We start from the raw sequence: 18,714 nt of genomic DNA, 5'->3' as shown, positions 1-18,714 counted from the left end.
GAAGGCCCCGTCGCTCCGTGCGGCGGGGCCTTCGTCGTGCGCGGAGCGGGCCGCCGGGTACGCTCGACGCGTGGACAGCATCCCCGGACCGCGCGTCGCGGTCGTCGTCGTGGCAGCAGGATCGGGCACGCGCCTGGGCGCCGAGCTCCCGAAGGCTTTCGTGCCGCTGCACGGCCTGACTCTGCTGGAGCGGTCGCTCCATGCCGTCCGCGGCATGCGGCACGCGGTGGAGCCGATCGTGGTCGTGCCGTCCGATCGTCTCGACGAGGCCGAAGCCCTGGCGCGGCGCGCGATCGGCGGGCCGGTGACCGTTGTGGCCGGCGGTGCGACCCGGCAGTCGTCCGTCGCGGAGGGGCTCGCCGTGGTGGATGCGCGAGCCGACATCGTCCTCGTTCACGACGCGGCCCGGGCGCTCGCGCCGACCGAGCTGTTCGATGCGGTGGTGGATGCGGTGGTCGAGCGCGGATACGGCGTGATCCCCGGCCTGCCGGTCAGCGACACGGTGAAGCGCGTCGGTGACGACGGCCAGGTGCACGAGACCGTCGACCGGTCCGCGCTGTCGGCCGTGCAGACGCCGCAGGGATTCCCGCGCGAGCAGCTGCTGACGGCGTACGCGCTGGCCGAGAGCGACGAGACGGACGACGCCGGGCTCGTGGCCGCCGCAGGCTTCCGGGTGGATGTGGTGCCCGGCGACGCGCACGCCTTCAAGGTGACGACGCCGTGGGATCTGCGGCGGGCCGAGGAGCTGCTCGCGGGATCCACGACGCCGAGGATCGGCAGCGGGAGCGACACGCACGCCTTCGACGAAGGCGCGGAACTGTGGCTCGCCGGGCTGCACTGGCCGGGGGAGCCGGGGCTCGCCGGGCACAGCGACGGCGACGCCGTGGCGCACGCGATCGTCGACGCGCTGCTGTCCGCCGCGGGGCTGGGCGACATCGGCGGGGTGTTCGGGACGGGCGATCCGCGGTTCTCGGGCGCCCACGGGGATGTGTTCCTGGCCGAGGCTCGGCGCCTCGTCGAGGAGGCGGGTTTTCGGATCGGCAACGTGGCCGTCCAGGTGGTCGGCAACCGGCCGAAGTTCGCGCCGCGCAGGCAGGAGGCGCAAGACCGCCTCTCGGCGATCCTCGGGGCTCCGGTGTCGGTCGGGGCGACCACGACGGACGGGCTCGGCTTCACCGGACGCGGCGAGGGGATCACCGCGCAGGCGACGGCGCTGCTTCTGGGCTGAATCCGTCCACAAGCCACGACAGCACGAGGTTTTCCCCAACTCGGTCATGACGGAGCGACGGCCGGGGCGCGGCCCGTAGGCTTATGCCGTGACTCTTCGGCTCTACGACACCAAGGCGGGCGCTCTGCGCGACTTCGTCCCGTTGCGCGACGGCGAGGTCGGAATGTACGTGTGCGGGCCCACCGTGCAGTCGTCGCCGCATATCGGGCACCTGCGCTCGGCCCTCGTCTACGACCAGCTGCGTCGGTGGCTCAGCTACCGCGGGCTCGACGTCACGCTGGTGCGCAACGTCACAGACATCGACGACAAGATCCTGGTCAACGCGGCGGCCGCGCACGCTGCAGGGGGCAGCGAGGAGTGGTGGGCGCTCGCCTACCGCTTCGAGCTGGAGTTCAGCGACTCGTACCGCGCGATCGGTGTCCAGCCGCCCACCTACGAGCCCCGGGCGACGGCCAGCATCCCTCAGATGCAGGAGATCATCCAACGCCTCATCGATGCCGGTCACGCGTATGCCGCGGCGGACGGCTCAGGCGACGTCTACTTCGACGTGAAGAGCTGGCCGTCCTACGGCGAGCTCACCCGGCAGAGCATCGACAACATGGAGGCCGCGGCCGACGCAGATCCGCGCGACAAGCGCGACCCCCGCGACTTCGCTCTGTGGAAGGGCCGGAAGGAGGACGAGCCCGCCTCGGCGGCGTTCCCCTCGCCCTGGGGCGACGGGCGCCCCGGCTGGCACATCGAGTGCTCGGCCATGTCGCGCCGCTACCTCGGCCCGCAGTTCGACATCCACGGCGGCGGACTCGATCTCCGCTTCCCGCACCATGAGAACGAGCTGGCGCAGTCGACGGCGGCGGGGGATGCCTTCGCGAACTATTGGGTGCACAACGGCCTCGTCAACGTGAACGGGCAGAAGATGAGCAAGTCGCTCGGCAACTCGGTCTACGCGGCCGATCTGCTTGGTGCCGCGCGTCCGCTGGTCGTGCGCTACTACCTCGGATCGGCGCACTACCGGTCGACCATCGACTACCACGACGGCTCGCTGAGCGAGGCCGAGGCCGCGCTCGACCGCATCGCCGGGTTCTTCGAGCGCGTGGAGCGGCGGCTGTCCGGAACCAGGTTCGCCGGGCACGGCGTCGAGGTCGTCCCCGACGCCTTCGCCGAGGCGATGGACGACGACCTCGCGGTGCCGCAGGCGCTCGCCGTGCTCCATGACACCGTGCGTTCAGGCAACGCGGCGCTGGATGCGGAAGACTTGGAGGCAGCGGCCACCGCGCGCGGGCATGTTCTCGCGATGACGGAGGTGCTCGGCATCAACCCGCTCTCGCCGCAGTGGCGGAGCGGGGGCTCGACCGCCGCGGACTCCGCGCTCGGCGAGCTCATCGGTCGGCTTCTCGCCGACCGGCAGGCGGCCAGGGCCGCACGCGACTTCGCCGCAGCCGATCGCATCCGCGACGAGCTGGCGGCGGCAGGAATCACCATCGAAGACACCCCGACGGGGTCGCATTGGAGCATCGGATCATGAAGAACTCGGGTGGAAAGCCCCGCGCCGGAGCGGTGCGCAAGAGCAAGAAGGGCGCCCAGGTCGGCACCGGCGGCCACGGCCGCAAGGCGCTGGAGGGCCGCGGCCCGACGCCGAAGGCGGAGGACCGCGACTACCACCCCGCGGGCAAGGCCAAGGCGCTGCGCGAGCGCGCGGCGGCGAAGGCCGCACGGAGCGGGCGCGACACCGCCCCCCGTGGCGCCTCGGGAGCCTCGCGTCGGGCGAAGAACGGAGACGAGAGCGAGATCGTCACCGGCCGTAACTCGGTGCTCGAGGCCCTGCGGGCCGACATCCCGGCGTCGACCCTCTATGTCGCCGCGCGCGTGGAGTTCGACGACCGCATGAAGGAGATCCTCTCCATCGCGACGGGCCGGGGCATCCCCATCCTCGAGGTCATGCGGCCCGAGCTCGACCGCCTCGCGGGCCGCGACGCGGTGCACCAGGGCGTCGCCCTGAAGGTGCCGCCGTACGAGTACGCGCACCCCGGTGAGCTGCTCGACCGCACCCTCCGTTCGTCGGAGACCCCGCTGTTCGTCGCGCTCGACGGCATCACCGACCCGCGCAACCTCGGGGCGATCATCCGCTCGACCGCGGCCTTCGGCGGCCAGGGCGTGATCGTGCCGCAGCGCCGTTCGGTCGGCATGACCGCCGCGGCCTGGAAGACGTCGGCCGGGGCGGCCGCACGCACTCCCGTCGCGATGGCTCCGAACCTGACGCAGACGCTCAAGGAGTTCAAGAAGGCCGGAGTCTTCGTGCTCGGCCTCGATGGCGGCGGCGACGTCAGCCTCCCGGGCCTCTCGTTCGCCGACCGGCCCGTGGTGATCGTCGTCGGCAGCGAAGGCAAGGGCCTGTCCCGCCTGGTGACCGAGACGTGCGACGCCGTCGTGTCGATCCCGATCACCGCGGCGACCGAGTCGCTGAACGCCGGGATCGCGGCGAGCGTCACGCTCTACGAGATCGCCAAGCTGCGCGCCGAGGCCCGCGCCGCGAAGTAACGCGCGGCGTCAGACCTTCGACGGCGTCAGACCTTCGACCGCCAGTCGTCGTCGTCCTCGTCCTCGTCGTCCGCCGCGGCCCCGCTGCTGAGCACCGGGAGGCTGATGGTCTCGGTCGGCGGGGCGATGACGGTCGCCTCATCGCGGCGGTGGCGCAGGATGTCGTTGATGTACGAGGTCAGGGCCTCCGCCAGAGGGACATCGCGTCCCTCCTTCTGCGACATGAACCAGCGGTGCTCCAGCAGCTGGTGGAAGACCTCCGCCGGCTCCAGCTTGCCCTTGAGGTCCGCGGGGATCGAGCGCACGACCGGCTCGAACACGCGCATGAGCCACTCGTGCGCCATGGCCTCCTCGTCGAGCCCCTCCTTGCCCAGGGTGGCCGCGTACGAGTCCAGGTCGTTGAGCAGGCGCCGGGCCTGATTCTCGCCCGTGTCGAGGCCCGTCAGGCGAAGCAGGCGGCGCTGGTGGTGTCCGGCATCCACGACCTTCGGCTGGATGCGCACCTTCGTGCCCTCGTCCGACGTCTTGATCGCCAGCTCCTCGATGTCGAAGCCCAGCTCGTTCAGCCGCTCCACGCGCTCGCTGATGCGCCAACGCTCCGACGACGAGAACGACTCGCTGCCCGTCAGTTCCTTCCAGAGCTTCCGGTACGCCGCCACGATCCCGTCGGAGAGGCTGATCGGGTCGAGCTCCTCATCCACCCGGCCGCCGGCCTCCAGGTCCATCAGCTCGCCGGCGATGTTGACCCGCGCGATCTCGAGGTCGTTCTCGCGCTGCCCGTTCGAGAGGCCGCCCTCGTACAGCTGGCCGGTCTCCGCATCCACCAGGTAGGCGGCGAACGCGCCGGCGTCACGACGGAACAGGGTGTTGGAGAGCGACACGTCGCCCCAGAAGAAGCCGACGATGTGCAGGCGCACCAGGAGCACCGCGAGGGCGTCGACCAGGCGGGTGGCGGTGTCCGGCCGGAGGGTCTGCGAGAACAGAGCGCGGTAGGGGAGTGAGAACTTGAGGTGCCGGGTGACGAGGGCCGCGTTCAGCGGGGTGCCGTTGTCATCGGTCCGGTTCTTGATCACCGCGACGGGATCGACGCACGGCACATCGAGTCGCTGCAGCGTCCGCAGCATGTCGTACTCGCGTTGCGCCATCTCCGCGGTCGTCTCCTTGATGGCGATGACGTAGCCGGAGAGGTTGGCGAACCGCACCAGGTGGCGGCTGATGCCCTTCGGCAGGAGGGCGATGTGCTCGTTCGACCACTCCTCCAGCGGAATGTTCCAGGGGAGGTCGAGAAGCGCCGGGTCGACGGTCGCTGCGGTGATGTTGACGGATCCGGCCACGATGGTCCTCCGGTCGGTGGTGGGGCGGTGCTGGCTGGCGCAAAGCACTCTGCCGCAGCCCGATCCGGACTGCGGCAGAGTGAGGAATCGCTTCTTGGACCTTAGTCGACGACAGCTCCGCCGAGGCGCTCGCCCGACTCCGCGTGGAAGACGTGGACGTGGCCCGGCTTCGGGGTGATGTAGACCGTGTCGCCCGCGTTCGGGTGGATACGGCCGTCGACGCGACCGACGATGTCGGTGCGCTTGCCGTCGACCTCGGAGTGACCGTACAGGTAGCCGTCCGCGCCGAGCTCCTCGACGAGGTCGACCGTGACCTTGAGGCCGGTGCCCTCGGTGTTCGACACGACGACGTCCTCCGGGCGGACACCGATGGTGACAGCCGAACCGGCGTTGGCGATGGTGTCGCGCTCGACCGGCACGACGGCCGAGCCGAACTTGACGCCGCCGTCGGTGACGTCGGCCGTGAACAGGTTCATGGCCGGGCTGCCGATGAAGCCGGCGACGAACACGTTGTTCGGCTGCGCGTACAGGTCGCGCGGGGTGCCGACCTGCTGCAGGACGCCGTCCTTGAGCACCGCGATGCGGTCGCCCATGGTCAGAGCCTCGGTCTGGTCGTGCGTGACGTAGACGGTGGTGACGCCGAGACGGCGGGTCAGCGACGCGATCTGCGTACGGGTCTGGACGCGGAGCTTGGCGTCGAGGTTCGACAGCGGCTCGTCCATGAGGAACACCTGGGGCGAACGCACGATCGCGCGGCCCATGGCGACGCGCTGACGCTGACCACCGGAGAGCGCCTTCGGCTTGCGGCCGAGGTACGGCTCCAGGTCGAGCAGCTTGGCGGCCTCGAGGACGCGCTGGGCGCGCTCCTCCTTGCCGACACCGGCGATCTTGAGCGCGAAGCCCATGTTCTCGGCGACGGTCATGTGCGGGTACAGCGCGTAGTTCTGGAACACCATCGCGATGTCGCGGTCCTTCGGCGGGACGTCGGTGACGTTGCGCTCGCCGATGAAGATGTTGCCGTCGTTGACCTCTTCGAGGCCCGCGAGCATGCGGAGGGACGTGGACTTGCCGCAACCGGAGGGACCGACGAGCACGAGGAACTCCCCGTCTGCGATCTCCAGGTCCAGTGCGTCCACGGCGGGGCGGGTCGATCCCGGGTAGAGCCGGGTCGCCTTGTCGTAGGTGACTGTCGCCATTTTCTTCTTTTCTCCTTCACCGGCAGGTACGTGCCGGACGATCCGTTGTGAATGGATGAACGTGGCGTCTACGTCCGATGGGCGCCGATGCCACGTGGCCATAATATGGCATCGGCGGACATGCTCATGACCGGAGCCCCACCCGGACGTGCGGATGCTCGCCGCAAGCGCAATAACCCGCGCGTTTCCGCTGTACCCGCGCGTCCAGCCACCGTCTGGTCGATTCCCAGACAGCCGGTTTACGCTTTCCCGGTTGTGTGCGCCGGAGGTGCGCCACCCGCCGCGTCCCCCGCGCGGCCCGTTCGACCCGAGAGCAGTATTCGGAAGATATGAGCCCTATGACCGATCCCGACGACAGTCGCAACAGCGACGTCCGCGCGGCTGCGCGGGAGAAAGCACGACAGCTCCGCACCACGCAGCAGCGCAGGGACCGCCGGAACCGGCTGCTGCTGTCCGGCGGCATCGTCCTCGGAGTCCTCGCGGTCGTGGCCATCGTCGCCGTCGTGATCGTCAGCGCGATCCGTCCGACCGTCCCCGGTCCCAAGAACATGGCCAGCGACGGCGTCGTCGTCGGTTCCGGACTCAAGGTCAAGACGACGACCGCTCTCGCCGCCGACGCGAAGCCGGTCGCGAGCACGCCGGACCCGGCGGGCAGCACGGTCGACATCCGCATCTACGCCGACTACCTCTGCAAGCTGTGCGGCGACTTCCAGCGCACGAACCTCGAGCAGCTCGAGCCGCTGGTGAAGAACGGCGCGGTGACCGTCGAGATGCACCCGGTCGCGATCTACACCAGCCACTCCGCGGGCACGAAGTACTCGCTGCGCGCGGCCAACGCCGCCGCCTGCGTGGCCAACTACGATCCCAACGCCTTCTGGAAGTTCAACGCATCGCTGTTCGAGAAGCAGCCGGCGGAGGGCGGCCCCGGCCTCAGCGACGACACCCTCAAGAAGCGCGTGGATGCGGCGGGCGCGACCCGCACGAGCGAGATCGACTCCTGCATCGACGAAGGACGCTTCAAGACGTGGGTGACCACGGCGAGCGACCGGGCGCTCAGCGGCCCCATCCCGAACTCGGACGTCAAGAAGATGACGAACGCCCTGCTGGTGCTGGTGAACGGGAAGCCGTACACCGGGTCGCTGACGAGCGCGGACGACTTCAAGGCCTTCGTGCTGCAGGCGCAGGGCGACGAGTACTCGTCGACGGCGACGCCGACACCCACCCCGTCTCCCTGATCCGGCGCGTCCGCCCGCTGCCCTAGGATGGGGTCGGCGGGAGACCGCCACCGCCGGCTTAGCTCAGTTGGTAGAGCACTCGCCTTGTAAGCGAGCGGTCGCGGGTTCGAGTCCCGCAGCCGGCTCCGTCGCGTCATATTCCGGGGTCATCGGACGTCTCTTGCAGGTGTGACCGATGACATCCGCACCGAGCTCCCGACCGCCCTCTCCTCCCGTGAGCACTACGTTCTGGGCGTGCCCGAGCGCGCGCAGCGCCTGGAGGCCGACACCGTGGCCGCAATCGCGGCAGCCGTGGTCGGCGTCGTGTGCGTGCTGGCGTCCGCCGTCGGGGTGATCGCGCTGTTCGTCGCCCCGCTCGGGGCGGGCGCTGTCGTTCTGTCGTCCGTGGTGGCCGGCGCGGTCGCGACGACCCTCCTCGCGGGCGGCGTCTGGGCCTGGTTCACCGATCGGCGCGGCCACGGCGCGTGAGTCGTTCGCGGGGTCGCAAGACGAGCCGCCGCGCGCTCAGCCCGCGGATTCAGTCGGCGCGCGCGGTGCCCGTCGCAGCGAGCAGCAGTCGATCGAGCGCGTCGGTCGGCGTCGTGGCGTAGCGGATCGCCACATCCCACACCCGCTCGTAGGCGGCCTCGCTGACGGCAAGCGATCGCGGATCGCTGCGCTCCCACGACGGCTCACGAACCGGGAGGCGGAGCAGCCGCTCCCGGAGCAGGAACGCGATGTTGTCGGCGGGCGCGATGCCGCGCTGGCCATCGCGGATCGACATGACGAGGTCGCCGATGGTCGTCGCGTGCCGTACCTGCGCGATGGTCATGCCCGCGAACCGGGCGAACTCGTCCACCGTCAGCAGGTCGGGGAGCTTCGCCGCGTACTCCTGCGCGATGGCTCCGCGGAGCTGCATCCACGCGGCCTTCCGCTGCTCGACGCTGCCGGAGGTGCGCTCCGTCGTTGTGATGTCGGCCATTCTGTTTCCCCCGATCCTTGGGCGTATCGACGATGCCGTCCTACCCATAAGGGACGAGGTGTGCCGCGTCCGCATGACGCGGCGCACAGGACCCGTTCAGGTCCGGTTGCGCAGTCGGGGCTCTGCAGACGTGCGTCAGGCCGTCTCGCCCGCGTCCGTCCGCCGCCGCAGCTCCTCCTCGAGCCGCCGGATGCGCTGGTCGCGTTCGGCCTCCGCGATCTCGCGCTCGAGTGCGGCGAGCTGCGCTTCCGTGCTGCTCGGTGCGAGGTCACGCCCCGGGGCCGATACTGTCGGCTCGGCGTGGACCGCCGGCATCCGGAGCGTCCGCCGGGGACGGGAGGACGGCGCGTACTCTCGGCCGACCGCGAACCACAGGATGCTGCCGATCAGAGGCAGCAGGATCACGATGAACACCCACGCCAGCTTCGGCAGGTGCCGCACCTGGTCGCTCGGTCGCAGGATGATATCCACCAGGGCGAACACGAACAGCGTCATGACGAGCAGCGGGATGACGAGCATGCCGCCGAGTCTAGAGGGAACGCTCAACCGAAAGTCAGGACCTGCTCGCCCCAGCCGGCACGCAGGCGGGCGTCGAGATCGGGCACGACCCGGTCGGTCGCGCCGATGACGAGCGTCGCACGGCGGTGCGGTTCGTACGTCGGCCAGCCCGTGCCGGGTACGCCCGTGCGGGCGAAGTCCGCCCAGCGCCGGCGCATCCGCTCGGAGACCGCTTCGGCGGACCGTCGGCCACCGAGCAGGAACGACGGGTCGCGGGGAAGCGCGTCGAACTCGCCCCAGACGTACGGCAGGTCCGTCGCATGGGACGCCCCGACGCCGGTGATCCGGAGCAGGGGAGGGGCGAAGTCGAAGCGGTAGAGGTGGGTGGGGGCGACGGCGCTGTGCCCTGCGGCGACCCAGAGGGCCGGCATCCGGAACGCGATGTCGGTGGCGACGCGGACGCCGCGTGCGGGACGCCGACGGCCGTAGACCGAGAGCATCCGCTCGCGCTCGGGGAGGGATGGGCCGCCGCGCTCCTGCTCGGAGCGCATGGCGTCGAACATCCGGCGCAGCGCGGTCCGCCGGATGGGGAGCAGCGGCGACCGCATCAGGCGGAACAGCGTCGCCTCGTCGTGGGTACTTCCGATGAGGAGCGGGACGGGCATCCCGCGTCCATCGCTGAGCACACGGATCGGCGCCTCGGGCAGCAGATCGTCGCCGACGACCGGGGCGAAGGCGAGCATCCCGGGATGTTCGCGCGGGATCTCCGTGCACACCGCTGCGCCCGCATCCACGATCGCCTCGACCGGGACCCCGCGGAGGGCGCCGGGCGTCCGCGCGCCGGGGCCGAGCCGTTCGACGAACGCCCGGGCCACAGTCGCAGCGCGCTCCGGCCCGTACATCGACCCGGCGGGCGGACTCTGCGCGATGGCACGGTGGAACAGACCGGCCGCCGCGGGAGAAGCGAGAAGTGCGGTGACAAGGCCGGCGCCCGCGCTCTGGCCGAACACGGTCACCGAGTCCGGGTCGCCGCCGAACGCGTGGATGTTGTCGCGCACCCAGCGGAGCGCGAGCAGCACATCCCGCAACGCGACATTCGTCTCCGCGTCGTCCACCCCGACGCTGCGGACGTCGAGGAAGCCGAGCGCGCCCAGGCGGTGGTTCAGGGTGACGAGCACGACATCGCCGTCCGGCACGAACCGGTCGCCGCGGTAGATGCGCTGACTGGATGCGCCCAGCGCGTACGCCCCGCCCTGCAGCCACACCATCACCGGGCGGACGCCGCCGGACGTGGGCTCGTGGGACGGCCGGATGACGTTGAGGAACAGGCAGTCCTCATCCATCCGCGTTTCGCCGGGCGGCCCGAGGGGCACTGCCGGGTTGGGGCGCTGCGGCGCCGCCGGCCCGAAGGCGACAGCATCCACGACGCCGCTCCATGGGGCAGCGGGCACGGGCGCTCCAGCGTAGCCGGCCGGTCGGCGGCTCGCCGTACCGGATGCCGCGCCATGTGGACACGCGGCCGTCGTCGCGTCCGCGGACCGCGCCCGCGGACGTGACGACGACCGGCCGACCGTTCACGCCGGGGCGGTCTCGTCCCACTGCATGAACGGGCGCAGCTCGAGCTGGCCGTTGCGTGCCATCGGGTGCCGCGAGGCGATCTCGATGGCCTCGTCCAGGTTCTCGACCTCGAGGATGTCGAATCCGCAGATCCACTCCTTGGTCTCGGCGAAGGGGCCGTCGGTGACGTAGCGCTTCCCGTCGCGGACGCGGACGACCCGCGATTCGGTCGGAGCCTGCAGCACCTCGCCGATGACGCGCTTGCCGCTGGCATCCAGTTCGTTCACCCAGATGTCGACATCGGACTCGTCCGACACGGTGTCCCGCTGGGAGTCGGTGACCACGAACATCATGTACTTCATCGTTCTTCCTCTCGATCGCGAACGCTTTCATACCGGACGTCGAACGAGACGGCCCCTGCTCGACATTCTGGCCCGGGACTTCCCGATCGCGAAGGAATCGGGGCAGGGATCGGGCACGGCGGTCTCAGCGGATCGACAGGAGGCGCGAGAGGAAGTTAGTGTAGCCTTACCTTAGTCCCGCCCCCTGCTTCGGAAGGCCGCCGTGACCATCCTCGCCCCCACCCGCACCGAGCGCCCCCGCCCCGCGTACCGGCCCTACCGCGCGGCCGTCGAGCGGGTCCAGCGGCTCAGCCCGCACTTCACGCGCGTCACCTTCCGGTGCGACGACTTCACGCACTTCGGGACCGAGTGCCTCGACCAGCGGATCAAACTCCTCTTCCCGCTCGCGGACGGCTCGTACTCCGACCTCGGCATCGACGACGAGGAGGCCCACTTCGCGGGCGACTGGTACGAGCGCTGGCGCGCGCTCCCGGACCACCTCCGCAACCCGTTCCGCACCTACACCGTGCGGGCGATCGATACCGATGACTGCCGGCTCGACGTCGACTTCGTCGTCCACGCGGACGGTGGCCCCGCGTCCCGCTGGCTGCTCGGCGCGGCCCCCGACGACGAGATCGTCGTGATCGGACCGGATGCGCGCAGCGAGCACCGCGGCGTCGGCATCGACTGGCGCCCGGGCGAGGCGCGCGAGCTGCTGCTCGTCGGTGACGAGACCGCTGCGCCGGCCATCGCATCCATCCTCGAAGCGCTGCCCGGCGGGTGCCGCGCGCGGGCGTTCATCGAGGTGCCGTCGGGAGACGACGCCCTGGAGCTCCGGCTGCCGCCTCACGCCTCCGTCACCTGGCTGCCGCGCGGCGACGCGGTGACGGGAACCGAACTCGTGCCGGCCGTCCAGGGTTGGCTCGCCGAGAACCCGCACGTCGTCGCGGCGGCGTCGGCGACCGCGTCGCAGAGCCTCGACGAGGTGGATGTGGACCGCGACATCCTCTGGGAGACCCCGGAGGACACGCATCCCGGCTTCTACGCCTGGATCGCGGGGGAGTCGGCGGCCGTCAAGACGCTGCGCCGGCTGCTCGTCCGGGACAACGGCATCGACCGCTCCCGCGTCGCCTTCATGGGCTACTGGCGCCTCGGCCGCTCCGAGAACTGACCCTCGCGCTCTTTCCGCCCACCGTCGAGTCCGCACAAACTGCACGCCGCGCACCTCCGCCGCGTGCAAAGTTTGCGGACTCGACGGTGGGGGGAATCGGAGAGGGCGGAAGCGGCGAGGGCTACTTGTCCTCGCGCTCGACGCCGCGGAAGACGTCGGGGTAGTCGTCGAGCCACGACCAGTGGCTGGCCGGCCAGCTGATCACGAACGCCTTGCCGACCACGTCGGAGAGCGGCACGAAGCCCTTGCCCGGATCGTCCATGTGGTAGCGCGAGTCGGCCGAGTTGTAGCGGTTGTCGCCCATCACCCAGACCGAGCCCTCCGGCACCGTCACGTCGAACGACTTCTCGGACACCGCCTGAACTCCGGCGGGCAGCAGCACGTAGGGCTCCTTGAGCGGGACGCCGTTCACGCTCATCTGGCCGAGCGCGTTGCAGCAGCTGATGTGGTCGCCTGGAAGACCGATGAGGCGCTTCACGAGGTGCTGGTCGGAGTCCGAAGCGCCCAAGCCCACGAAGTCGAGCACCGCGCCGACGCCCTGCTGGAACGCGTTGCCGGTCTCCGGCGGGGCCGGCGGGAGCCATCCACCCGGATCCTTGAACACGACGACATCGCCGCGCTGTAGGCCGAACACCTTCGGCTGGAGCTCGTTGACGATGATGCGGTCGTTGATCTGGAGGGTGTTCTCCATCGACCCGGACGGGATGTAGAACGAGCGGGCGACGAACGTCTTGATCAGGAACGACACCAGCACCGCCACCACGAAGATGATCACCACATCGCGCAGCAACGTCTTCCAGCTGGACGTGCGCCGGGCGGATCGTCGCGGGCGCGCGGTGGCAGTACTGTCGGTCACAATCTCTCACCGTAACGTGCGGATGCTGTGAGCCGCATCCGACCTCGAACGGGTGTCTTGTTCCCCACCCCGAGCAGTGAGAGCATCTCACTACAGGCCGAACGGCGTATGCCGCCGGCCCGTTCTGATCATGCACGCATCGCTCGGACGACACAGGAGAGCGACGCGACCCGGGGGGCCGCGCCTGACTCCCGCGTGGGCGGCGCTGGTTCTGGTCGCCGGCAGCCTGCTGGGCGTCTCCTCGCCCGCCGTGGCCGACGAGTGCACGACAGAGTGCGCGCCCGCGGCGACGGACGGATCGGGCGCATCTGGAGCGGGTTCGACGGGCGACACGCCTGCGACGCCGGATCCGACGCCGTCGGGCGATCCCGACCCGACACCGGATCCGACACCCACGCCCGATCCGACCCCGACCCCGGACCCGACGCCGACACCGACCCCCACTCCCACGCCCACGCCCAGCCCGTCGACTCCTCCGACGTCCCCTGCACCTCCCGCCCCGAACCCGCCCGCAGCCCCGGATCCGGCGCCGTCGGATGAGATCACTCTCAGCGTTCCCGACCTCCCGCAGTTCCCCACGGTCGACCCGGCCGACCTCGAGCGGGCCGTGCAGCTGGCCAGCGACCTCGCCTCGGCGCAGGCGCAGCTGGCCGACGCGATGAACGAGTCGGAGGCCGCCCAGCGCGAGCACGATCAGGCTCAGGCCGCGGCGGATGCCGTGCAGAAGCAGGCCGACGCCGCAGCCGAGCAGGCGCGCAAGAGCGCCGCGTTCGCGACCGCGCTGATCCGTTCGTCCGGCACCCACTTCCTGACCCAGGATCCGCTCAGCGCCGCCCTGCAGGGCTCCGGCGACCTGTTGACCAAGCTAGGCGCCGCCGACCGGCTCGCCGCGCTCTCGAAGGATCGCGACGCCGCCATCCGCGAGGCCTCCGCCGAGAAGAAGCTCGCGAAGAGCTGGGCCGAGAAGGCGCAGAGCGCGGCGGACGCGGTCGCAGCGGTGGATGTGGACAGCAGCCAGCAGGCCGTGGCCGACGCGCAGGCCCAGGTCAACGCGGCCTCCGCCGCTCTCGCCGCCGCGCCGACGGTGATCGAGGCCGGCTCGGGCTGGCAGGTGCTCACCTCCGACCCGACACTCATCGCGAGCGGGTGGGCGCTCCCCGTGCAGGGGTCGCTCACCGACGTGTTCGGCCCGCGGCCGTCGCGTCCCCTCGGCACCGACCCGTTCCATCCCGGTGACGACCTCGGCGCCGCCTGCGGAACCACCATCTACGCGGCGGCGGCCGGTACGGTCGTGCGCGCAGGGCCGTACAGCGGATACGGCAACTTCATCCTCATCGACCACGGCGGGGGCGTGCAGACCGCCTACGGTCACATCCGCGACGGGGGAATCGGGGTGACCGCCGGACAGCAGGTCGCCGCGGGTCAGCCGATCGCCCAGGTCGGGTCGACGGGGCTGTCGACCGGCTGCCATCTGCACTTCGAGGTGCGCGTCAACGGCCTGCAGATCGACCCGCAGCCCTTCCTGGCCGCCCGCGGTGTCGTGCTCGGCCGGCACTGATCCTCAGGATTCGCTGGACGCGGCGCGCAAACGGCGGAGCGGGCGTACGGTTCAGGCATGACCGAACTCACCGAGCTGGTCGGGACGTGGATGCGACGTCAGCGCTGGTACTCGACGAAGAACGTCGAGCCGCGCCTGCGGCTTCTCGCGTCGTTCGACGCCGAACCCGTGGACGCCGATGTCCGCGTCGTCACCCACTTCTTCTGCGATGAGGCACCCCGTACACCGCGCGTCTATCAGGTGCCCGTCGTGGCGCGCGCGAGCCGCGACGGCGATGAGGCCGCGCTCATCGGCGAGGCCGGAGGACGGTACCTCTACGACGGCCCGACGGAGGAGGCGTATGTCGCGTCCCTCGTCCAGCTGATGACCGGCCAGGAGCACGCCGAGGGCCGGGATGCGCACGCGCAGGGGCACACGCTCGGCGAGCGGATCGCGGTGCGCTCGTCGCGGCGGCTGACCGGGGAGCAGTCGAACACCTCCATCGTCGGCGAGCTCGAGGACGGCCGTCTCGCCCTCATCAAGGTGTTCCGCGTGGTGCAGGACGGCGAGAACCCCGACGTCTCGACGCTCGCCGCGCTCACCGCCGGCGGATCCAGACGGACACCCTCCCTGCTCGGCTGGCTCACCGGCAGCTGGCCCACGCCGTCGGGCGGGACCGCATCCGGCGAGCTCGCCCTCATGCAGGACTTCGTGCCGGGCGCGGAGGACGGCTGGGAGCTGGCGGTCAGCGCCGCCGAGCGCGGCGAGGACTTCACCGACCGCGCGTATCGGCTGGGCGCGGGCACCGCGGAGCTGCACCGCCTCATGGCGCGGTCGCTGCCGACGAAGCCGGCGACGAAGGACGATGTCGCACTCGCCCTCGACGGCATGTTCCGACGGCTCACGGTCACGACGACCGAGGTCCCGGAGGTCGAGGACCTCCGGGCCGGGATCGCCGCCGTCTACGAGGACGCGGCCGCTGCGCCGCTCCCACTGCTGCAGCGCATCCACGGCGACCTCCACCTGGGCCAGGTGCTGTACGCGCCCGACCGCGGCTGGCAGTTCATCGACTTCGAGGGGGAGCCGCTGCGCCCGCTCGCCGAGCGCGCCCTGCCCGATGCGACCATGCGGGATGTCGCCGGGATGCTGCGCTCGTTCGACTACGTCGCCGGCTCCCTCGCGCGGAGGGAGACGCCGGTGGATGCGACGGCCTGGGCCGCGAACGGCCGCCAGGCGTACCTCGACGGGTACGCGTCGGTCGCCGGCTCCGAGGTCGAGGACTTCCGCCTGCTCCTCGATGCGTTCGAGCTCGACAAGGCGGTGTACGAGATCGCGTACGAGGCGCGGCACCGGCCGGCGTGGATCCCGATCCCGCTGTCGGCAGTGCAGCGGCTGCTGGCGACCCGCGTCAGCTGACGCCGCTGGGCTTGCCGCCGCCGTCGCGGCTGGGCTCGCCGCGGAGCGACGTGATCATGCTCCGCAGGATGCGGCGGGCGGCCGCCTGCTCCGTCTCCGCGAGTCCCGAGAGCATCCGGACCTCGACGGATCGTACGGCCGCGCTCGCCTGCTCGAGGCGCCGACGGCCGCGCGCGGTGAGCCGGGTGGGCAGGACCTTCCCGACGGGTGCCTCCGACGGGCGCGTCACGTCCCCCTCCCGCTCCAGGGCCTGAAGGAGCACGTTCATCGACTGGCGGGTGACGAAGGTTCCGCGCGCGAGTTCGGAGTTCGAGAGGCCGGGGCGCTGCGACAGCAGCTCCAGGCACGAGTAGTGCGTGATGGTCATGCCGAGAGGGCGGAGGACATCCTCCATGGCCGCGCGCAGCGTGCTCGACGCCTCTTTGAGCAGGTAGCCCAGGGACGTCTCGAGGTCCACGCCGACTCCGTCTTGACTCATGTCAGTATTCTGACATAGGTTGAGCCGTGTCAGATAACTGACACGAAACGAAGGAGCACCCCATGCCCGCCACCGGACCCGACTTCCTCTCCCTGCAGGTGCGTGACCTCGACGCATCCCAGGCCTTCTACGAGCGCTACCTCGGGCTCGTCCGCTCGCCGGTTGGCCCTCCGCACGCCGTGGTCTTCGACACGAAGCCGATCGCGTTCGCGCTCCGCGACCTGGTGCCCGGCACCGACCTCGATGCGGCAGCGCAGCCCGGGATCGGCGCAGCGATCTGGCTCCACGCGACAGACGTCCAGGACATCCACGACGCGCTCGTCGCCGACGGCCGCACGATCGTCGCCGCGCCCATCGACGGCCCGTTCGGCCGCACGTTCACGTTCGCCGACCCCGACGGCTACCACATCACTCTGCACGACCGCGTCTGACGAGCCGGCGGCAGCGACCGCGCGCGGAAACCGGAAGCGCCTCAGTGGCCGGTGAAGCCCGGCTTCCGCTTCTCCTGGAACGCGCGAAAGCCCTCGCGGTAGTCGTCGGTGTCGCGCAGGGCCGCCTGAGCGGCGTTCTCGGCGGCGACAGATCCCCACAGGTCCAGGGACCCGTCGCGCAGACGCGAGACGATCCTCTTGCTCGCGAGGAAGGCCTGGGTGGCGCCGGATGCGGCTGCCGCGGCCGCCGCATCCACCTCTTGGCGCAGGGCGTCTGCGGGAAGCGCCCGTGAGAACAGGCCGCCCGCGACGGCTTCGGCGCCCGAGAGGAGCCGCCCGGAGTAGATGAGGTCGAGCGCGCGGTGCGGACCGAGTCGCGAGACCAGCAGCCAGTGGCCGCCGGAGTCGAGGGCGGCCCCCAGGGCGGCGAACGGGGAGCCGACCTTCGCGTCGTCTGCGACGTAGACGACATCCGTGGCGATCAGGAGTCCGAGGCCGACACCCAGGCAGGCGCCCTGGGCGGCGGCGAAGGTCGGCGCGGGGAAGTCCGCGATGCGCCGAAGCAGCGGCGTCACCAGTCCGTCCAGATAGCCGCTCACGTCGTCCGTCGCAGGGTCGACACCCGCGATGTCGCGTCCGGCGCAGAACGCGCGGCCTTGCCCGCGCAGCACCAGGGCGCGCACGCCGGCGGCCTCCGCGTCGGCGTAGGCCGCATCCAGCGCCCGGAGGTCGTCCGGGCCGAGCGCGTTGAGCCGCTCGGGCGCGTCCAGCGTGATGCGGGCGATCCCGTCGGTGATGTCCAGGTCGATCACAGGGCCTCCGCTGTTCAGACGTCGTAGTCGACAACGACGCGGTCGGTGAGGGGATGGGACTGGCAGGTCAGCACGTAGCCGCGCTCGAGCTCCTCGGGCTCCAGCGCGTAGTTCTCCGTCATCCGGACGTCGCCGCTGACCAGACGCGCACGGCAGGTCCCGCAGACACCGCCGGTGCACGCGAAGGGCACGTCAGGGCGCACCCGCAGGGCGGCGTTCAGCACCGACTCGTTCGCATCCACCGGTGTCGTGACCGTCGAGCTGAGCCCGTCGAGCGTGAACTCGATCTCGGCCGTGCGCTCGCCGTCGTGCACGACCACCGGACGGCCGGCGTCGCCGCGCGGCTCGACCGGGTCGCCGGTGAACAGCTCGAAGTGGATGCGCTCCCGCTCCACCCCGTACGTCTCGAGCACATCGCGGCACAACTGGACGAGCTCGAAGGGTCCGCAGAGGAACCACTCGTCGACGGTCACCGGCGGGATGAGTGTGTCGAGCATCCTGCGCAGCCGGTCCTCGTCGATGCGGCCCGAGAGAAGGGGAGCCGACCGCTGCTCGCGGGAGAGGACGTGGTGCAGCGCGAGCCGGGACGGGTAGCGGTCCTTCAGATCGGCGAGCTCCTCCAGGAACATGACGTCGATGGCCGTGCGGTTCGTGTACACGAGCGTGAACTGCGCGGTGGGGGAGCCCGCGAGGATGCTGCTCGCGAGCGCCATCAACGGGGTGATGCCGGATCCCGCCGCGATGCCGACGACGTGCCGGCCGTCGACGCGGGAGGGGTCGACGGTGAACGTGCCCTGCGGGCTCATCACGTCGATCCGGTCGCCCGGCCGCAGTTCGCTCGTCGCCCAGGTCGAGAACGCGCCGCCCAGGTCACGCTTGATCGCGACGCTGATGCGACCGGCGTGTTCGGCGGTCGGCGGCAGCGGCGGCCGGCAGAGCGAGTAGCTGCGCCGCAGCTCCCGGCCGTCGACGTGGGCGCGGAGTGCGACGTGCTGCCCGGGCAGGTAGTCGTACTCGCCCCGGAGCTCCTCGGGCACCGCGAAGGTGACCTCGACGCTCGCCGCCGTCAGCGGCCGCACCTCGGCGACCGCGAGCGTGTGGAACCGTGCCCGCGCCATCAGGCCGGCC

At 70.9% G+C, this 18,714-nt stretch carries 19 protein-coding genes and 1 tRNA gene; 10 read left to right on the top strand and 10 right to left on the bottom strand.

Annotated elements, in window-relative coordinates:
* Window positions 1-70 precede the first annotated feature (70 nt).
* The 3 genes from ispD (at window position 71) to rlmB (ending at window position 3,763) form a co-directional block, all read left to right on the top strand.
* A complete protein-coding gene (gene ispD, locus ABIC47_RS01245; protein WP_354476550.1) occupies window positions 71-1,228 on the top strand; it encodes a 2-C-methyl-D-erythritol 4-phosphate cytidylyltransferase in 1,158 nt (385 codons plus the stop codon).
* Window positions 1,229-1,316: 88 nt separating this feature from the next.
* Window positions 1,317-2,750, top strand: a complete 1,434-nt coding sequence (gene cysS, locus ABIC47_RS01240) for a cysteine--tRNA ligase (RefSeq protein WP_354476548.1) — start codon at window positions 1,317-1,319, stop codon at window positions 2,748-2,750.
* Entirely contained in the window at window positions 2,747-3,763 is a 1,017-nt protein-coding gene (gene rlmB, locus ABIC47_RS01235) for a 23S rRNA (guanosine(2251)-2'-O)-methyltransferase RlmB (RefSeq protein ID WP_354476546.1), read from the top strand. The genes cysS and rlmB overlap by 4 nt, the downstream gene beginning before the upstream one ends.
* Window positions 3,764-3,789: 26 nt before the next feature.
* Here rlmB and ABIC47_RS01230 read toward each other — a convergent pair whose 3' ends face one another.
* Together ABIC47_RS01230 and ABIC47_RS01225 are read right to left on the bottom strand one after the other, a co-directional pair.
* Window positions 3,790-5,097, bottom strand: a complete 1,308-nt coding sequence (locus tag ABIC47_RS01230; RefSeq protein WP_018191795.1) for a DUF4032 domain-containing protein — start codon at window positions 5,095-5,097, stop codon at window positions 3,790-3,792.
* A 101-nt stretch (window positions 5,098-5,198) separates the two neighbouring features.
* Window positions 5,199-6,293, bottom strand: a complete 1,095-nt coding sequence (locus ABIC47_RS01225; RefSeq protein ID WP_018191794.1) for an ABC transporter ATP-binding protein — start codon at window positions 6,291-6,293, stop codon at window positions 5,199-5,201.
* A gap of 338 nt (window positions 6,294-6,631) precedes the next feature.
* Here ABIC47_RS01225 and ABIC47_RS01220 point away from each other — a divergent pair, with 338 nt between their 5' ends.
* The 3 genes from ABIC47_RS01220 (at window position 6,632) to ABIC47_RS01210 (ending at window position 7,996) form a co-directional block, all read left to right on the top strand.
* Window positions 6,632-7,528, top strand: coding sequence for a DsbA family protein (locus tag ABIC47_RS01220; protein ID WP_018191793.1), 897 nt, complete (start codon window positions 6,632-6,634; stop codon window positions 7,526-7,528).
* A 52-nt stretch (window positions 7,529-7,580) separates the two neighbouring features.
* Window positions 7,581-7,653 (top strand) — tRNA-Thr (locus ABIC47_RS01215).
* Window positions 7,654-7,696: 43 nt separating this feature from the next.
* Complete coding sequence (locus ABIC47_RS01210) at window positions 7,697-7,996, top strand: hypothetical protein (RefSeq protein ID WP_354476544.1); 300 nt, start codon at window positions 7,697-7,699, stop codon at window positions 7,994-7,996.
* Window positions 7,997-8,045: 49 nt separating this feature from the next.
* Here the strand turns inward: ABIC47_RS01210 and ABIC47_RS01205 are convergent, their stop codons facing one another.
* The 4 genes from ABIC47_RS01205 to ABIC47_RS01190 all read right to left on the bottom strand — a co-directional run bounded on the left by ABIC47_RS01205 (window position 8,046) and on the right by ABIC47_RS01190 (window position 10,906).
* A complete protein-coding gene (locus ABIC47_RS01205; protein ID WP_354476542.1) occupies window positions 8,046-8,489 on the bottom strand; it encodes a hypothetical protein in 444 nt (147 codons plus the stop codon).
* A 135-nt stretch (window positions 8,490-8,624) separates the two neighbouring features.
* Window positions 8,625-9,008: a PLD nuclease N-terminal domain-containing protein gene (locus ABIC47_RS01200; RefSeq protein WP_354476540.1), complete on the bottom strand. Its 384-nt coding sequence runs from the start codon at window positions 9,006-9,008 to the stop codon at window positions 8,625-8,627.
* 23 nt (window positions 9,009-9,031) lie between these two features.
* On the bottom strand, window positions 9,032-10,438 hold the full coding sequence (locus tag ABIC47_RS01195) for a carboxylesterase/lipase family protein (protein WP_354476538.1): 1,407 nt from the start codon (window positions 10,436-10,438) through the stop codon (window positions 9,032-9,034).
* A 123-nt stretch (window positions 10,439-10,561) separates the two neighbouring features.
* The gene (locus ABIC47_RS01190; RefSeq protein WP_089876862.1) at window positions 10,562-10,906 is read right to left on the bottom strand and encodes a YciI family protein; all 345 of its coding nucleotides are present in this window, start codon (window positions 10,904-10,906) and stop codon (window positions 10,562-10,564) included.
* A 202-nt stretch (window positions 10,907-11,108) separates the two neighbouring features.
* Here ABIC47_RS01190 and ABIC47_RS01185 point away from each other — a divergent pair, with 202 nt between their 5' ends.
* A complete protein-coding gene (locus tag ABIC47_RS01185) occupies window positions 11,109-12,056 on the top strand; it encodes a siderophore-interacting protein (protein ID WP_354476536.1) in 948 nt (315 codons plus the stop codon).
* A gap of 121 nt (window positions 12,057-12,177) precedes the next feature.
* Here ABIC47_RS01185 and lepB read toward each other — a convergent pair whose 3' ends face one another.
* Window positions 12,178-12,912 carry a signal peptidase I gene (gene lepB, locus ABIC47_RS01180; protein WP_026307261.1) on the bottom strand — a complete coding sequence of 245 codons (735 nt, stop codon included), beginning with the start codon at window positions 12,910-12,912 and terminating at the stop codon, window positions 12,178-12,180.
* 130 nt (window positions 12,913-13,042) lie between these two features.
* Here lepB and ABIC47_RS01175 point away from each other — a divergent pair, with 130 nt between their 5' ends.
* Together ABIC47_RS01175 and ABIC47_RS01170 are read left to right on the top strand one after the other, a co-directional pair.
* On the top strand, window positions 13,043-14,470 hold the full coding sequence (locus ABIC47_RS01175) for a M23 family metallopeptidase (RefSeq protein ID WP_354476533.1): 1,428 nt from the start codon (window positions 13,043-13,045) through the stop codon (window positions 14,468-14,470).
* 57 nt (window positions 14,471-14,527) lie between these two features.
* Window positions 14,528-15,865, top strand: a complete 1,338-nt coding sequence (locus tag ABIC47_RS01170) for a maltokinase N-terminal cap-like domain-containing protein (RefSeq protein WP_354476531.1) — start codon at window positions 14,528-14,530, stop codon at window positions 15,863-15,865.
* Here ABIC47_RS01170 and ABIC47_RS01165 read toward each other — a convergent pair.
* Window positions 15,858-16,343, bottom strand: a complete 486-nt coding sequence (locus ABIC47_RS01165) for a MarR family winged helix-turn-helix transcriptional regulator (RefSeq protein ID WP_354476529.1) — start codon at window positions 16,341-16,343, stop codon at window positions 15,858-15,860. The two genes, ABIC47_RS01170 and ABIC47_RS01165, sit on opposite strands and share 8 nt — an antisense overlap.
* A 62-nt stretch (window positions 16,344-16,405) precedes the next feature.
* Here ABIC47_RS01165 and ABIC47_RS01160 point away from each other — a divergent pair, with 62 nt between their 5' ends.
* Entirely contained in the window at window positions 16,406-16,774 is a 369-nt protein-coding gene (locus ABIC47_RS01160; protein ID WP_354476527.1) for a VOC family protein, read from the top strand.
* Window positions 16,775-16,815: 41 nt separating this feature from the next.
* Here the strand turns inward: ABIC47_RS01160 and ABIC47_RS01155 are convergent, their stop codons facing one another.
* Both ABIC47_RS01155 and paaE read right to left on the bottom strand, forming a co-directional pair.
* Window positions 16,816-17,586: an enoyl-CoA hydratase/isomerase family protein gene (locus ABIC47_RS01155; protein ID WP_354476525.1), complete on the bottom strand. Its 771-nt coding sequence runs from the start codon at window positions 17,584-17,586 to the stop codon at window positions 16,816-16,818.
* 14 nt (window positions 17,587-17,600) lie between these two features.
* Window positions 17,601-18,704: a 1,2-phenylacetyl-CoA epoxidase subunit PaaE gene (gene paaE / locus ABIC47_RS01150; RefSeq protein ID WP_354476523.1), complete on the bottom strand. Its 1,104-nt coding sequence runs from the start codon at window positions 18,702-18,704 to the stop codon at window positions 17,601-17,603.
* Window positions 18,705-18,714: the final 10 nt, after the last annotated feature.

It is taken from the genome of Leifsonia sp. 563 (genome assembly GCF_040545055.1).
Classification (GTDB): domain Bacteria; phylum Actinomycetota; class Actinomycetes; order Actinomycetales; family Microbacteriaceae; genus Leifsonia.
The sequence above is the reverse complement of the archived record's forward strand: the minus strand, read 5'-3'. Positions and strand labels throughout refer to the sequence as shown.

Excerpts from the sequence above, each read along its gene's own strand:
- rlmB (WP_354476546.1), top strand. The coding sequence starts at position 2,747 with ATGAAGAACTCGGGTGGAAAGCCCCGCGCCGGAGCGGTGCGCAAGAGC.
- ABIC47_RS01225 (WP_018191794.1), bottom strand. The coding sequence starts at position 6,293 with ATGGCGACAGTCACCTACGACAAGGCGACCCGGCTCTACCCGGGATCG.
- ABIC47_RS01220 (WP_018191793.1), top strand. The coding sequence starts at position 6,632 with ATGACCGATCCCGACGACAGTCGCAACAGCGACGTCCGCGCGGCTGCG.
- ABIC47_RS01205 (WP_354476542.1), bottom strand. The coding sequence starts at position 8,489 with ATGGCCGACATCACAACGACGGAGCGCACCTCCGGCAGCGTCGAGCAG.
- ABIC47_RS01200 (WP_354476540.1), bottom strand. The coding sequence starts at position 9,008 with ATGCTCGTCATCCCGCTGCTCGTCATGACGCTGTTCGTGTTCGCCCTG.
- ABIC47_RS01190 (WP_089876862.1), bottom strand. The coding sequence starts at position 10,906 with ATGAAGTACATGATGTTCGTGGTCACCGACTCCCAGCGGGACACCGTG.
- ABIC47_RS01175 (WP_354476533.1), top strand. The coding sequence starts at position 13,043 with ATGCACGCATCGCTCGGACGACACAGGAGAGCGACGCGACCCGGGGGG.
- ABIC47_RS01170 (WP_354476531.1), top strand. The coding sequence starts at position 14,528 with ATGACCGAACTCACCGAGCTGGTCGGGACGTGGATGCGACGTCAGCGC.
- ABIC47_RS01165 (WP_354476529.1), bottom strand. The coding sequence starts at position 16,343 with ATGAGTCAAGACGGAGTCGGCGTGGACCTCGAGACGTCCCTGGGCTAC.
- ABIC47_RS01160 (WP_354476527.1), top strand. The coding sequence starts at position 16,406 with ATGCCCGCCACCGGACCCGACTTCCTCTCCCTGCAGGTGCGTGACCTC.
- paaE (WP_354476523.1), bottom strand. The coding sequence starts at position 18,704 with ATGGCGCGGGCACGGTTCCACACGCTCGCGGTCGCCGAGGTGCGGCCG.